9 protein-coding genes and 1 tRNA gene are annotated in these 15,111 nt (G+C 73.0%); 2 read left to right on the top strand and 8 right to left on the bottom strand.

The window, feature by feature from the left end:
• Positions 1-114: 114 nt before the first annotated feature.
• The 3 genes from BUE45_RS26970 to BUE45_RS26960 all read right to left on the bottom strand — a co-directional run bounded on the left by BUE45_RS26970 (position 115) and on the right by BUE45_RS26960 (position 3,659).
• The gene (locus BUE45_RS26970) at positions 115-2,448 is read right to left on the bottom strand and encodes an ATP-binding cassette domain-containing protein (RefSeq protein ID WP_073383468.1); all 2,334 of its coding nucleotides are present in this window, start codon (positions 2,446-2,448) and stop codon (positions 115-117) included.
• A 93-nt stretch (positions 2,449-2,541) separates the two neighbouring features.
• Positions 2,542-2,844 (bottom strand): hypothetical protein, encoded by a 303-nt coding sequence (locus BUE45_RS26965; RefSeq protein ID WP_143173496.1) that lies wholly within the window; start codon positions 2,842-2,844, stop codon positions 2,542-2,544.
• Positions 2,845-2,888: 44 nt separating this feature from the next.
• Entirely contained in the window at positions 2,889-3,659 is a 771-nt protein-coding gene (locus BUE45_RS26960) for a L,D-transpeptidase family protein (protein WP_073383564.1), read from the bottom strand.
• 206 nt (positions 3,660-3,865) lie between these two features.
• Between BUE45_RS26960 and BUE45_RS26955 the strand changes: the two genes are divergently transcribed.
• Entirely contained in the window at positions 3,866-4,564 is a 699-nt protein-coding gene (locus BUE45_RS26955) for a response regulator transcription factor (protein ID WP_073383463.1), read from the top strand.
• A gap of 13 nt (positions 4,565-4,577) precedes the next feature.
• Positions 4,578-6,734 carry an ATP-binding protein gene (locus BUE45_RS26950; protein ID WP_073383460.1) on the top strand — a complete coding sequence of 719 codons (2,157 nt, stop codon included), beginning with the start codon at positions 4,578-4,580 and terminating at the stop codon, positions 6,732-6,734.
• Positions 6,735-6,777: 43 nt separating this feature from the next.
• Here the strand turns inward: BUE45_RS26950 and BUE45_RS26945 are convergent, their stop codons facing one another.
• The 5 genes from BUE45_RS26945 to gyrB all read right to left on the bottom strand — a co-directional run bounded on the left by BUE45_RS26945 (position 6,778) and on the right by gyrB (position 14,889).
• A complete protein-coding gene (locus BUE45_RS26945; RefSeq protein ID WP_073383458.1) occupies positions 6,778-8,745 on the bottom strand; it encodes a M3 family metallopeptidase in 1,968 nt (655 codons plus the stop codon).
• Positions 8,746-9,366: 621 nt separating this feature from the next.
• Positions 9,367-9,440 (bottom strand) — tRNA-Ile (locus tag BUE45_RS26940).
• A gap of 193 nt (positions 9,441-9,633) precedes the next feature.
• Positions 9,634-10,266, bottom strand: a complete 633-nt coding sequence (locus BUE45_RS26935) for a DUF3566 domain-containing protein (protein ID WP_394328546.1) — start codon at positions 10,264-10,266, stop codon at positions 9,634-9,636.
• An 18-nt stretch (positions 10,267-10,284) separates the two neighbouring features.
• Positions 10,285-12,879, bottom strand: a complete 2,595-nt coding sequence (gyrA, locus tag BUE45_RS26930; RefSeq protein WP_073383453.1) for a DNA gyrase subunit A — start codon at positions 12,877-12,879, stop codon at positions 10,285-10,287.
• Positions 12,880-12,951: 72 nt separating this feature from the next.
• On the bottom strand, positions 12,952-14,889 hold the full coding sequence (gene gyrB / locus BUE45_RS26925; protein ID WP_073383450.1) for a DNA topoisomerase (ATP-hydrolyzing) subunit B: 1,938 nt from the start codon (positions 14,887-14,889) through the stop codon (positions 12,952-12,954).
• Positions 14,890-15,111 lie beyond the last annotated feature (222 nt).

Below are 15,111 nucleotides of genomic sequence, written 5' to 3'. Positions count from 1 at the left end.
CGGTCCGCCGACATGCCGCCCCGGGGCGCCGACGGCGCCCTGGTCACGGCGCCCGGCCCCCGCGGGGGCCGGGCGCGGCTTCCGGGCCCGGGCCGGCGGTCCGCGCCGCGCCCCTCACCGGACCAGCCCCTTGAGGTAGGCGGCGGTGGGACCGCCGGAGGCCGCGGCCACCTCGGCGGGGGTCCCGGAGGAGACCACCCGGCCGCCCTCGTCTCCGCCGCCCGGACCCAGGTCGATGACGTGGTCGGCCGTGGCGACGATCCGCATCTCGTGTTCGGCGGCGACCACCGTGGCACCCGCGTCGATCAGGTCGTGCAGCCGCTCCATGAGCACGTCGGCGTCGTGCGGGTGCAGTCCCGTGGTGGGCTCGTCCAGCAGGTAGACGGTGTCGGCGACCGTGCGGCGCTGGAGTTCGGCGGCGAGCTTGATGCGCTGGGCCTCCCCGCCGGACAGCTCGGTGGCCGGCTGTCCCAGCCGCAGGTAGCCCAGGCCGACCGCGGCGAGGGTGTCCAGCGGGCGCACCAGGGCGGGCGTCCCGGCGAAGAACTCCAGGGCCTCGTCCACCGACAGGTCCAGGACCCCGGCCACGGTGAGCCCCCGGTAGGACACCCGCAGGGTGTCGGGGTCGTACCGGGCGCCCCCGCAGGCGGGGCAGGGGGCGTACGTGCTGGGCAGGAACAGCAGCTCCACCGACACGAACCCCTCGCCCTCACAGGTGGGGCAGCGCCCCTCGGGCACGTTGAAGGAGAACCGCCCGGGCCCGTACCCCAGCCGGCGCGCGTCGTCGGTGGCGGCGAACAGCCTGCGGACCGTGTCGAACAGCCCCGTGTAGGTGGCCGGGTTGGAGCGCGGGGTGCGGCCGATGGGCTTCTGGTCCACCCACACCGCCCGGCCGCGCTCGGCGGCCCGCTCCCCGATCGCGGCGAGCAGGGTGGACTTGCCCGAGCCCGACACCCCCGTGACGGCGGTGAACACCCCCAGCGGGACGTCGGCGTCCAGCCCGCGCAGGTTGTTGCGGGTGACCCCGCGCACCTCCAGGGTCCCCGCGGGGGTGCGGCCCGCCCGCTCGGGCGCGGGCGGGTCGAAGAGGTAGCGGCGGGTGACCGACTCCCCGACCCGTGCGAGCCCGGGCACCGGGCCGCTGTAGAGCACCCGGCCGCCGCCGTCCCCGGCCCCGGGGCCCACGTCCACGACCCAGTCGGCGCCGCGCACGATGTCCATGTCGTGCTCCACGAAGCACACGGTGTTCCCTCCGTCCCGCAGCCGCCGCAGGATGCCCGTCAGCGCCTCGCAGTCCGCCGGGTGCAGGCCCGCCGAGGGTTCGTCCAGCACGTACACCACGCCGAACAGGGCGGTGCGCACCTGGGTGGCCAGCCGGATGCGCTGGAGCTCGCCTGTGGAGAGCGTCGGCGCGGGACGGGAGGCGGCCAGGTAGCCCAGGCCCAGCTCCACCAGCACCCCGATCCGGCCGGCGATGTCCTGGACGAGCGCCCCGGCGGGCCCGGGGTCGTCCCGCCAGGGGGCGAGCACCCCGGCCAGGGCGGACAGCGGCATCCGGGCCAGCTCGTCGATGCCGTGGTCCGCGAACGTCACCCGCAGCGCGGCCCGGGCGAGCCGGCGGCCGTCGCACCCGCGGCAGACCCGTTCGTCCATGAACGCGCGGGCGCGCTCCCTGCGGGCCTCGCCGGCCGAGGAGGCGTACGCCTTGAGGACCAGCCGCCGCGCGCTGCTGTAGGTGCCCTGGTAGGGGCGCTGCACGCGGCCCGCCTCCCGGACCGGGTGCACGGTGACCACCGGCTGCTCGTCGGTGAACAGGATCCACGAGCGCTCCTCGGGCGCCAGCTCGCGCCAGGGGCGGTGCACGTCGTACCCGAGGGTGTCGAGGATGTCGCGCAGGCTCTTGCCCTGCCAGGCGCCGGGCCAGGACGCGACGGCGCCCCCGGCGATGCTGAGCGAGGGGTCGGGGACCAGCGACTCCTCGGTGACCTCGTACTCCACGCCCTCCCCGTGGCAGACCAGGCAGGCGCCGGCGGCGGTGTTGGGGGAGAAGGAGTCGGAGTCCAGGTGCTCGGCCCCGGGCGGGTAGGTCCCGGAGCGGGAGTACAGCATGCGCAGCGAGTTGGAGACGGCGGTCAGGGTGCCCACCGTGGAGCGCCCGGACGGGACCGAGCGGGCCTGCGCCAGGGCCACCGCGGGCGGCAGCCCGGTGATGCCGTCGACGTCCGGGGCCGGCAGCTGCTGGAGGAGGCGGCGCGCGTACGGCGCGACCGACTCCAGGTAACGGTGCTGGGCCTCGGCGTACAGGGTGCCGAAGGCGATCGAGGACTTCCCGGACCCGGACACGCCGGTGAACGCCACGAGCGCGTCGCGGGGCAGGGACAGGTCCACGGCGCGCAGGTTGTGCACCCGCGCGCCGCGGACCCGGATGTGGGCGTCGGTGTTCTCCATGCTTCGAGGATCACCCGGCGCGGCACCGTTCCCGGCCACCGACCCGTCCGCGGGCGCGGTGCCGCGGACGGGTGCGGGCCGGTCCGGCCGGGGTCAGCCGGTGTAGTTGGGCTCCTCACGGATGGGGCGGGCCGGGTCGGCGTCCGGCTCGGCGGGGCGCTCGGGCTCGGCGGCACCCGGCTCGGCGGGGCGCTCGGAGGCGGGGGGCTCGGCGATGGGGGCTTCGTCCTCGCGCGGACCGTCCGGCTCGGCGGGCACCGGGGACACGGAGTCGGCCGGGGCCGCCGCGGGGACGCCGCCGCGGTCGGCCGGGTCGTCCGCCGCGAGCGCCGGGGCCGCGCCGAAGAAGGCCGCCGCCATGGCGGCGATGATGAGCATCCGGGGCTTCACTCGCATGGTCGTCCTCTTGTCGTGTGTTCGGGGGACCGCCCGGCGGGCGGTCATTCGGTGATCTCGACCGGGGTGCCCAGCGGCAGGAGCCCGGCCATCCAGGTGATGTCGTCGTTGGACACCCGGATGCAGCCGTGGCTGACCTCGCCGCCCAGGCCCGACTCGTCGTCGGTGCCGTGCACCGCGAGCTGTCCGGGCCCTCCCGCGAAGGTCTCCAGCGTGTCGGAGTGCCCGTTGAGCCCGAAGGCGTAGGCGCCGTAGGCGCCGTCGGGGTCCGCGGGCTGGAGCAGCTCGGTGAAGTAGTACTCACCGGGCGGCGTCGGGGTGTCGCTCGTACCGATGCCGATCGGTCCGGTCCGGAGTTCCTCGCCGCCCTCCAGGACGGTGAAGGAGTACTCCGACATGTCGATCTCCACGCGGAACGCGGTGGCGGTGACGTCGACCCCGTCGGCCTCGATCCAGCCGGTGGAGCCGTTGGGCCGCACCGGCAGGAGGACCTCCAGCCAGTCGCCCTCCGTCCGCAGGACGAGGAAGGTGCGGTCGGCGCCGAAGTCGTTCGGGCTGGCGAGGGTGTGCACCACCTCGCCGCCGTCCGGCTCGGAGCGGACCTCGACCTCGTCCCCGACGGCCGTGGCGATGCGGGCGCCCCCGTCCGCCGCGGTGTCCTCCACCGCGGCGGACGTCCCGGAGGGCTCCTCCGGTGCGTCCGCGGAGCCCCCGGAGGAGCAGGCGGTGGCGGTCGCCAGGACGGCGGCGGCCGCCAGTGCGGGAAGCGTCCCGGCGGTCGAGCGGGGCATCGGGGATCGGCGCATGGGGTCCATCCGGTCGAGGGGTCCGGCGGGGCTCTCCGCGCCGGACACCATGAAGACTGGCCGACGAATGTGAAGAACCCGTGTGACCGCCGTGTGCGTTCCGTGTTCCGACCTGCGGCGACCCTTCGGGGCTCCGCGGGGCCCCGGGCCCGCGCCCGTACGATCGTCGTTGCCGGGGCCGCCCGCCCCGGGCCGGCGAAACGGAGGTCGTCCACGTGTGCGCACATGTCCTGGTGGCCGAGGACGACGTCAACCAGGCCGAGCTGATCCGGCGGTACCTGGAGCACGAGGGCCACACGGTCCGCGTCGTCCACAACGGGCGCGCCGTGCTGGAGGAGCACCACCGGAACCGCCCCGACCTGGTCGTGATGGACGTGATGATGCCGGTGATGAGCGGGCTGGAGGCGTGCCGGGTGCTGCGCGCGGAGTCCGACGTGGCGGTGCTGCTGCTCACCGCCCGCGCCACCGAGGAGGACCTGCTGAACGGGCTGGACCTGGGCGCCGACGACTACGTCACCAAGCCCTACAGCCCGCGCGAGCTGATGGCGCGGGTACGCACGCTGCTGCGCCGCTCGCGCGCCCCGGTCCGGGACGAGGAGCGGGTGCTGAGCGCGGGTCCGATCACCGTGGACCCGGCCCGGCACGCGGTGCGGGTGGACGGTGAGCCGGTGGAGTGCACCCCCGTGGAGTTCCAGCTGCTGCGGGCGCTGGCGGCCCGGCCCGGCCGGGTGCTGAGCCGGGCCCGGCTGCTGGAGCTCATCCACGGGATCAGCGGGTACATCACCGAGCGCACCATCGACGTCCACGTGAAGAACCTGCGCCGCAAGATCGAGCCCGACCCGCGGCGGCCGGTCCGGCTGGTCACCGTGTACGGGGTGGGCTACAAGCTGGCGGGGCCCGACCGTGTCCGCTGAGCGGAGGCGGTCCGTGCGGCGGGCGGCCCGGCGGTCCGCCGCGGGCGGCGCACGGGCGGCCGGCCGGCGCCCCTCCCTGCGGCACGGCCTGCTGTTCCGCCTGCTGACCGGCTCGGTCCTGGTGGCGGTCTGCTCGATCACCGCGACGGCCTGGCTGGCGGTGCAGCGGACCTCGGAGTCCATCACCGTCCAGCAGGGCGAGACGCTGGCGGTGGACACCCACATCCACGACACCCTCGTCGGGTACGCGGCGACCCACCGCGGCTGGGCGGGGGTCGGGGACACCGTCCGGGAGCTGGCGCGGGAGACCGGGCGCCGGGTCGTGCTCACCACCGAGGGCAGGGCCGTGATCGCCGACTCCGCCGTCGCGGCCCAGGGGGGCGGGGAGGAGGCACCGCCGCTGCCGCCCCGCACCTCGTCGGTGGTGGACGCGCTGGCGGTGGACGTGACCCTGGCGGCCGGGAGCGGCGACCGCATCGACCCGCGGGCGGTGGGTCCCTTCGCCCTCACCGAACGGGAACGGCGGGTCCTGCGCGCCGAGGCGGAGCAGGGGGCGGCCTGCCTGAGGAGGCTGTACGGGGTGTCGGCCGAGGCGGAGACCGCCCCCACCGGGCGCCCCGCCATCGAGACGGAACAGGCCGACGCGGCCATGTGGGCGGAATGCGGGCTCGACGCCCTGGACCGGCCCCGAGGGGGCGAGGAGGAGGCGCTGGCGGACCTCAACGCGCGCGTCTCCGACTGCGGCACCGAGCCCGGGATGGACGCCGTGTACGCGATGGACGGGCGGACCGGCGGCCTGGTCGTCACGGGCGACCGGTCCGCCAGGCCGCCGGCGGAACCGGACGAGGCCCGCGCCCCCGCGGCCCCGGAGGACCCGCGGGCCCCGGCCCCGGAGGTCCCCGCCGACCGGCCCGCCGAGGGGGACGACCCGGGGGGCGACACGCAGGACCGCGGGGGCGAGCCCTCCGAGGAACCGCTCCCGGAGGCGCCGGTCGAGGAGGTACCGATGCCGCCGGCCCCCGCCGAGGAGGAGCCGGTGCCCGGAGCCCGGGAGCCGACCGCCGTCCCCGCGGCTCCGGGCACCGAGAGCCTGACCTGGTCGCGGGTGGACCTGTCCCCGGAGGCCGCGGCCTGCCTGGACGCCGCCCGCCGCGCCCAGCTCGACCCCTACGTGGCCCCCGCCGCGCTGCTGTTCATCGACGACCCCGCCGAGGACACGGCGGCGGAGCTGTCGCTGTCGCGGGAGGGCGTGCTGCGCGTGGGCGGTGTGGTGCTGCTGGTCCTGGTGCTGACCGTGGTGGTGAGCACGAGCCTGGCGGCCCGGCTGCTGCGCCCCGTGCACGCGCTCACCGACGCCGTGCACCGCATGCGCGAGGGCGGCGGGCCGGCCCGGGTCGAGGTCCGCGACTCGGGCGAGATCGGGCGCCTGGCGGAGGCGTTCAACGAGATGTCCGAGCACCTGGAACGGGCCGAGGAGCAGCGCAAGGCGATGGTGAGCGACGTTTCACACGAGCTGCGCACGCCGCTGAGCAACCTGCGCGGCTGGCTGGAGGCCGTCCAGGACGGGGTGGTCGAGCCCGAGCCCGAACGCGTGGGGATGCTGCTGGGGGAGGCGCTGCTGCTCCAGGCGGTCATCGACGACCTCCAGGACCTGGCCCTGGCCGACGCCGGGCGGCTGCGGCTGGCACCGGAGCCGCTGGAGGCCGGACCGCTGGTGGAGCAGGTGGTGGCGGGCCACGGCCTGCGCGCGGAGGAGGCCGGGGTGCGGCTGGTCGCCGAGACGCGCGACGTGACCCTGGTCGCGGACCGCACCCGGATGCTCCAGGTGCTGGGCAACCTGGTCGGCAACGCGGTGCGGCACACACCCGCGGGCGGGACCGTGACCGTCCGGGCGCACCGGGCGGGCGCGGAGGCGGTGATCCGGGTGGCCGACACCGGGGTCGGTATCGCCGAGGAGGACCTGCCGCACGTCTTCGACCGGTTCTGGCGGGCGGACAAGTCCCGCAACCGCCGCACCGGCGGCAGCGGGCTCGGGCTGGCGATCGTGCGCGGGCTGGTGGAGCTGCACGGCGGAACGGTGGCGGTGAGCAGCGCGCCGGGGGAGGGCACGGCCTTCACGGTCCGGATGCCGCTGGCCGGTCCCCCCGGCCGGGAGGACCGGGAGCGGTGAGCCGCGCGGCCGGTGCGGGGGCCCACACCGGCCGCGCGTTCGGCTAGACGAGGCCGCGGCGGCGCAGCAGCGGCTCCAGGCGGGGCTCCCGGCCCAGGAACTCCGCGGTGGCCGCCATCGGCTCAACGCTGCCGCCCACCGACAGCACGTACCGGCGGAAGCGGTCGCCGTTCTCCCGGGTGAGGCCGCCGTTCTCGGTGAACCACTCCACGCTGTCGGCGTCCAGCACCTCGCTCCACACGTAGGAGTAGTAGCCCGCGTGGTAGTCGCCGGCGAAGCAGTGCTGGAAGTAGGCGGTGCGGTAGCGGGGGCGGACCAGGTCCAGGTCCAGGCCCCACTTCTCCAGCGCCTGCGCCTCGAAGGCCTGCGGGTCCACCTCCTGCCCGGGGGCGATCCGGTGCCAGGACCAGTCCAGCAGCGCCGCCGCCAGGTACTCGACCGTCGCGAAGCCCTGGTCGTAGCGTTCGGCGGCGGCCAGCTTGTCGATGAGCTCGGCGGGCACCGGCTCCCCGGTCTCGTGGTGGCGGGCGTAGTTCGCCAGGACCTTCGGGTCGTTGGCCCACATCTCGTTGACCTGGGAGGGGAACTCGACGAAGTCGCGCGGCACCGAGGTGCCCTCCAGGCGGGGGTGGCGCACCGCCGAGAGCAGCCCGTGCAGGGCGTGGCCGAACTCGTGGAAGGCGGTGTTGACCTCGTCGGGGGTGAGCAGGGTCGGTCCCGCCTCCGGCCTGGTGAGGTTGAGGTTGTTGACCACCACCGGCCGCTGGCCCAGCAGCTCGGACTGCTCCACCAGGTTGTGCATCCACGCGCCGCCCTGCTTGGTGGGGCGGGCGTAGGGGTCGAGCAGGAACAGGCCCAGCCCGGAGCCGTCGGCGTCGGACACCTCCCACACGCGCACGTCCGGGTGGTAGCCGGCCAGGTCGGCGCGGGCGGTGAAGGTGATGCCGTACAGGCCGGTGGCCGCGTGGAAGACGCCGTCGGCGAAGACCCGGTCCAGCTCGAAGTAGGGGCGCAGCGCCGCCTCGTCCACCTCGTAGCGGCTCTGGCGCACCTTCTCCGCGTAGAACGGCCAGTCCCACGGCTCGATCGGGTGCCCGGCCAGCTCGGCCAGCTCCTCGGTCTGGCGCAGGACGTTGCGGACGGCGGGGTCCACCATGGCGCCGAGCCGCTCCTCGACCGCCTCGGGGGTCCGGGCGGTCTGGTCCGCGACCTTGTGGGAGGCGTGGTCGGGGTAGCCGAGCAGGGCGGCGCGCTCGGCGCGCAGCACCGCCATGCGGGCGGCGATGTCCAGGTTCCGCGGGGCGCGTCCGGCGCTGAGCCGGTACAGCCGCTCCCGCACGGACCGGTCGGTCAGGCGTGCCAGCGCGGGCTGGACGGTGGTGTTGAGCAGCGGCAGGGCGTAGGTACCGTCCTCGCGGGCGGCCGCGGCGATCCGGTCCGCGTCCAGGCCGTCGAGCGCGGAGGCGTCGTCCACGACCAGCTCGGAGGCGGTGGAGGCGGCCACGACGTTCTGGCCGAACTCCGTGGACAGCCGGGCCAGCTCCCCGTTGATCTCCCGCAGCCGGTCCTGGGCGGTCCCGTCCAGCCGGGCGCCCGCCTTGACGAAGTCGGTGCGGTAGCGCTCCAGCAGGGCCTCCTCCTCGGGGCCGTCCGCGGTCACCGCCTCGATCCGCGCCCACAGGTCGCGGTCCAGGGAGATCGCGTCGGCGTGCGCGCTCAGCCGCGGGGTCATCTCCGTCTCGATCGCCCGGACGCCGTCGGTGGCGTCGGAGGAGGCGAAGGTGAAGAAGACGTGCGAGACCCGGCGCAGCACCGCCCCGGAGAGCTCCAGCGCGACGAGGGTGTTCTCGAACGACGCGGGCGCCGGATCGCCCTTGATCGCCTCGATCTCGGCGAGCTGCTCGGCCATGCCGCGCTCGAAGGCGGGGACGAAGTGCTCCTCGCGGATGTTCGCGAAGTCGGGGAGCCCGTAGGGCAGACCGCTGGGCGCGAAGAACGGGTTGTCGGTCAAGGTTCGGACTCCTCGGGTCGTGCGTCGGTCTCCGTGCCGTTCTACCGCGCCCGGCTCGTCCTGTCACACCGCTTTCGTCCGCCGGGTCGCCGTGTCGACCTGTCGAGGCGACATGTCGATTCCGGTCGCGTGTGTACAGATCACCACCCCCGCCGCACCCGTCCCGTGCGTCCCTTCCGTCCCGACGATGGGCCGATACGTCCCCTTGTCGACACGTCTCCCTCGGCTCGGGCCGGGGACCGCGGGGGCGGGGCTCTCCGGAAAGGCGTCGCCGCGACCGGCACCCGGCCCCGGGGGGGAACGGCGCGGCCCCGGCCGCCGGGAGGGCGCACCGCCGGGTCGGCGGGGCTCCCCGTCGCCCCGGCCGGAGCCGCGGGGGCGGGACGCCCCGGGGCACATCGCCTTGTCGACACGCCGCCCGGGCCACCCCGTGGTCGGCGCACGGCCCGGGGCGGTCGCACCGGCCGCCGGGGGCGGGGGCAGGCCACGCACCGGGGGCGGCCGGAGACCGGGGTGCGGGTGCGGGGACATGTCGCCGTGTCGACAGGGGGTCGTGTCCTCCGACGCACGGGTGACGCACGGGGCATGAAAAAAAGACCTCCCGGGGGAGGTCTTTCGAGGTGGGCGTACCAGGACTTGAACCTGGGGCCTCATCCTTATCAGGGATGCGCTCTAACCGACTGAGCTATACGCCCTCGTTCCGTGTGGAACTCTACCGCATCCGGTGGGCCGGGGCGAACCGGTTACCAGGGGCGGAGCGAAGCCGGGACACGGCACGCGCGCCCCTCTCCACCTCTGATTTTACCGGCCGCCGCGAGTGCTCCGAACACCCCCGGAGACGGCGGCGGGCCCGGCCCCCGAGGGGTCCGGGCCCGCCGCGGACACGTCCTACTCGGCCTCGGAGAGGGTGATGTCCAGGCCGCCCACCAGGTCGGCGACCAGGTTGTACACCATGGCGCCCACCGTGGACAGCGCGGTGATGAGCACGATGTTCAGCGCCCCGACCACACCCGTGTAACCGAGCACCCGGCCGGGCGAGAACCACGCGGCGGGGTTGAGGCCCAGTTCGTCCTCGCCGCCGCCGTCGCCCTCCAGGAGGGCGTTGATCATGCTGGTCAGCTCGTCGAACACGCCCAGCATGGACAGGGTCGCGTAGATCACGGCGATCGCCACGAACAGGACGATGAAGCACACCAGCGACACGACGAAGCTGAACTTCATCACCGACCACGGCTCCACGCGGGAGACCGTGAGGTGCGCCTTGCGGCTGCTGAGCGTCGCCTTGCCCGCGGTCGCCTCCTGCGGCTCGCCGCCGCCGGGGGTCTCCGTCATGGTGGTCGCCTCTCCGCCGCCCGTCGGGGCCGTATCGGTCGTCTCCACGTCCCCTGCGGGAGCGTCGTCGTTCGTGGTGGTGTTCCGCTGGTTGTCAGACATAGAAACGTTACCGCTGGACTTTCCTTGAGAGCGGGTGGTTGAGCGACCAGGACCCGCGGGGGTGGTCCGTACCCCCGCGGGTCCTATCGGGACTTAACGCGCAGTCTAGGCCTCGGGTTCGCCTTCGGCCGCGACCGTCTCGACGGCCGTGTCGTCCACGGCCCCTTCGAGCACCTCGTTTTCGTCACCGGCCTCGGCGTTGCGGGCGATGGCGACGATCTTGTTGCCCTTGTCCAGGTTCATCAGCCGGACGCCCATGGTGGTGCGGCCCGACTGCTTGACCTCGGCGGCGCCGGTGCGGATGACCCCGCCGGCGGAGGTGATCGCGAAGACCTCGTCGATCTCCGGGTCCACCATGAGCGCGCCCACCAGCTTGCCGCGGGCCTCGACGACCTTGGCCGTCAGCACGCCCTTGCCGCCCCGGTTCTGGACCGGGTACTGGTCGGACGGGGTGCGCTTGGCGTACCCGTTCTCGGTGGCGACCAGGACGTCGCTGGACCCGTCGCCGGGCCGGATGACGTCCATGCTCAGCAGGTAGTCGCCCTCCAGGAACCGCATGCCGATCACACCGCTGGTCGCCCGGCCCATGGGGCGCAGCGACTCGTCGGAGGCGGGGAAGCGGATCGCCTGGGCGTCGCTGGAGATCAGCAGCAGGTCGTCGTCGCCGAAGACCAGCCGGGCGGCGATCAGCTCGTCGCCCTCGCGCAGGTTGATGGCGATGATGCCCGCCGAGCGCGCCGAGTCGAAGTCCTCCAGGCGGGACTTCTTGACCAGGCCCTCCCTGGTGGCCAGCACCATGTAGGGCGCGGCCTCGTAGTCGCGCAGCGCCATGATCTGCGCGATCTCCTCGCCCGGCTGGAACGGCAGCAGGTTGGCGACGTGCTGGCCGCGCGCGTCGCGGGCGGCCTCGGGCAGCTCGTACGCCTTCGTCCGGTACACCCGGCCCTGGTTCGTGAAGCACAGGATCCAGTGGTGGGTGGTGGTGACGAAGAAGTGCTGGACGATGTCGTCCTGCTTGAGCTGGGCCCCGCGCACGCCCTTGCCGCCGCGCTTCTGCGCCCGGTAGTTGTCGATGCGCGTGCGCTTGGCGTATCCACCGCGGGTGATCGTGACGACCACGTCCTCCTCCGCGATGAAGTCCTCCATGCGCATGTCGCCCTCGAAGGGGATGATGTGCGTGCGCCGCTCGTCGCCGTACTTGTCGACGATCTCGCCCAGTTCCTCGCGGATGATGGCGCGCTGGCGGGAGTCCGAGCCCAGGATGTCGTTGTAGTCGGCGATCTGCGCCATCAGCTCGTCGTACTCGGACGTGAGCTGGTTGCGCTCCAGGGCGGCCAGCTTGCGCAGCTGCATGTCGAGGATGGCGCGGGCCTGGACGTCGTCGATGTCCAGCAGGCCCATGAGCCCGGTGCGGGCGTCGTCGGCGGACGCGCTGGAGCGGATGAGGGCGATGACCTCGTCGATCCGGTCCATGGCCTTGAGCAGCGCGCGCAGGATGTGGGCGCGCTCCTCGGCCTTGCGGAGCAGGTACCGGGTGCGCCGGACGATGACCTCGACCTGGTGCTTGACCCAGTGCCGGATCATCTGGTCCAGGCGCAGGGTGCGCGGCACCCCGTCGACCAGGGCCAGCATGTTGGCGCCGAAGGTCTCCTGCAGCTGGGTGTGCTTGTACAGGTTGTTGAGCACGACCTTGGCGACGGCGTCGCGCTTGAGCACGATGACCAGGCGCTGGCCGGTGCGGCCGCTGCTCTCGTCGCGCACGTCGGCGATGCCGTTGACCTTGCCGTCCTTGACGAGGTCGGCGATCTTCAGCGCGAGGTTGTCCGGGTTGACCTGGTAGGGCAGCTCGGTGACGACCAGGGTCTGGCGTCCCCGCTTGTCCTCCTCGACCTCGACCACGGCGCGCATGGTGATGGAGCCGCGCCCGGTCCGGTACGCCTCCTCGATGCCGCGCTTGCCGACGATGAGGCCGCGGGTCGGGAAGTCGGGGCCCTTGACGCGGGCGATGAGTGCGTCGAGCAGGTCCTCGTCGGAGGCCTCGTGGTTGTCGAGGAACCAGTAGACGCCCTCGGCGACCTCGCGCAGGTTGTGCGGCGGGATGTTGGTGGCCATCCCCACCGCGATGCCCGAGGAGCCGTTGACGAGCAGGTTCGGGAACCGGGCCGGGAGGACGACGGGCTCGGAGGAGCGGCCGTCGTAGTTGGGCCGGAAGTCGACGGTCTCCTTGTCGATGTCCCGGAGCATCTCCATGGCCAGCGGGGCGAGCTTGCACTCGGTGTACCGCATGGCGGCGGCCGGGTCGTTGCCCGGGGAGCCGAAGTTGCCGTTGGGGTCGACCAGCGGCATGCGCATGGACCACCACTGGGCCAGGCGGACCAGGGTGTCGTAGATGGCGCTGTCGCCGTGGGGGTGGTAGTTGCCCATCACGTCGCCGACGACGCGGGCGCACTTGAAGAACCCGCGGTCGGGGCGGTAGCCGCCGTCGTACATCGCGTACAGCACGCGCTGGTGGACGGGCTTGAGGCCGTCGCGGACGTCGGGGAGGGCGCGGCCGACGATGACCGACATCGCGTAGTCGAGGTAGCTGCGCTGCATCTCGACCTGGATGTCGACCGGCTCGATGCGGTCGGTGACGCGCTCCGGCGCCTCCAGGGTGGAGTCCGCTCCCTCAGGGGCGTCGGGGTTGTTCGCATCCGTCACGGATGTCGATCCCTTCTACGAAGCTTCGTTGAGCTCGGTTCACTGCCCGGGGCACCGCCCCGGGCCTGGTCCCTAGATGTCCAGGAAGCGGACGTCCTTGGCGTTGCGCTGGATGAAGGCGCGTCGTGACTCGACGTCCTCGCCCATGAGCACGCTGAACATCTCGTCGGCCTGGGCGGCGTCCTCCAGGCTGACCTGGAGCAGGAGCCGCCGGTCCGGGTCCATGGTGGTGTCCCACAGCTCGCTGGCGTTCATCTCGCCCAGGCCCTTGAAGCGCTGGACCATGTCGCGCGGGCGCGGGTCCTTCCTGCCCGCGGCGATGCCCGCCTCGATGACGCGGTCGCGCTCGGCGTCGGAGAAGGCGTAGCTGGCGTCGGAGCCGCGCTGGTCCCACTTGATCTTGTACAGCGGCGGGCTGGCCAGGTAGACGTGGCCCAGCTCCACCAGCGGCTTCATGAAGCGGAACAGCAGGGTGAGCAGGAGCGTCCGGATGTGCTGGCCGTCGACGTCGGCGTCGGCCATCAGGATGATCTTGTGGTACCGGAGCTTCTCGACATCGAACTCCTCGTGGATGCCGGTGCCCAGGGCGGTGATGATCGCCTGGACCTCGTTGTTCTTGAGGATGCGGTCGATGCGGGACTTCTCGACGTTCAGGATCTTGCCGCGGATGGGCAGGATGGCCTGGTTGTTCGGGTTGCGGCCGCCCTTGGCGGAGCCGCCCGCGGAGTCGCCCTCCACGATGTAGACCTCGCACTCCTCCGGGTCCGTCGACTGGCAGTCGGACAGCTTGCCGGGCAGGGAGGTCGACTCCAGGAGGGTCTTGCGGCGGGTCAGGTCGCGCGCCTGGCGGGCGGCGATGCGGGCGCGGGCCGCCTGGCTGGCCTTGGACACGATGTCCTTGGCCTCGCCGGGGTTGCGCTCGAACCAGTCGCGCAGGTGCTCGTTGGTGACCTTCTGCAGGAAGGACTTGGCCTCGGTGTTGCCGAGCTTGGTCTTGGTCTGGCCCTCGAACTGCGGTTCGGCGAGCTTGACCGAGATGATGGCGGTGAGGCCCTCGCGGATGTCGTCGCCGGTGAGGTTGTCCTCCTTGTCCCGCAGCAGCTTCTGGTCGCGGGCGTACCGGTTGACGAGCGTGGTCAGCGCGGAGCGGAAGCCCTCCTCGTGGGTGCCGCCCTCGGCCGTGTTGATGGTGTTGGCGAAGGTGTGCACCGACGAGGTGTACGACTGGTTCCACTGCATCGCGATCTCCGCCGCGATGCCCTCGCCCTCCTCCTCGAAGGAGATGATCGACGCGTGCGCCGGCTCCTTCTTGGCGTTGATGTGCTCGACGAAGTCGGCGAGGCCCTTCTCGTAGTGGAAGGTGTTGACCGCCGGGCCGCCGTCGGTGTGCTCGGGCCGCTCGTCGCGGATGGTGATGGACAGCCCCTTGTTGAGGAAGGCCATCTCCTGCATGCGGCGGGAGAGCGTCTCGTAGGAGAACGTGGTGGTCTCGAAGATCGAGCCGTCCGCCCAGAACGTGATCTGGGTGCCGGTCTCGTCGGTGGCCTCGCCCTTGACGAGCGGCCCCGTGGGGGCGGTCATCTCGTAGCGCTGCCGCCAGACGTGGCCGTCCTTGCGGATCTCGATGTCCAGTGCGGTGGACAGCGCGTTGACGACGGAGACGCCGACGCCGTGCAGGCCGCCGGAGACCGCGTAGGACTTGCCGTCGAACTTGCCGCCCGCGTGCAGCGTGGTGAGGACGACCTCGACCGCCGGACGCTTCTCCACCGGGTGGAGGTCCACGGGGATGCCGCGGCCGTTGTCGGCCACGCGCACCCCGCCGTCGGCCAGCAGCGTCACCTCGATCGCGTCGGCGAAGCCCGCCATCGCCTCGTCGACCGAGTTGTCCACCACTTCGGAGACCATGTGGTGGAGGCCGCGCTCCCCGGTGGAGCCGATGTACATACCGGGGCGCTTGCGGACCGCCTCCAGCCCCTCCAGAACAGTGATTGATCGAGCGTCGTAGGCCAACTGGGTACACCCTCCTGCTGGGGACGCCTGCCGACCGCGGCCGAGCGGACGACGGAGGGCCGACGGCATGGCGACCACAGGGGCCGGAAAGCCGCGACACCTGGGGGATCACCGTTCGCCGCACGGTCTATCCGCCCACCCTCTACTGGGGGCGTGATACCGGCTACAGGCGTCTGAAGAACCGTCTCCATGATACCCCGCGCGGTACGACAAAGTGGCATT

Origin of the sequence: Nocardiopsis flavescens (assembly GCF_900141985.1) — a bacterium.
Lineage (GTDB): Bacteria > Actinomycetota > Actinomycetes > Streptosporangiales > Streptosporangiaceae > Nocardiopsis > Nocardiopsis flavescens.
This window is presented reverse-complemented; position numbering and strand designations above follow the sequence as displayed.

Bases quoted from the DNA above. Each gene is read 5' to 3' on its own strand.
- BUE45_RS26970 (WP_073383468.1), bottom strand. From the start codon at position 2,448: ATGGAGAACACCGACGCCCACATCCGGGTCCGCGGCGCGCGGGTGCAC.
- BUE45_RS26960 (WP_073383564.1), bottom strand. From the start codon at position 3,659: ATGGACCCCATGCGCCGATCCCCGATGCCCCGCTCGACCGCCGGGACG.
- BUE45_RS26965 (WP_143173496.1), bottom strand. From the start codon at position 2,844: ATGCGAGTGAAGCCCCGGATGCTCATCATCGCCGCCATGGCGGCGGCC.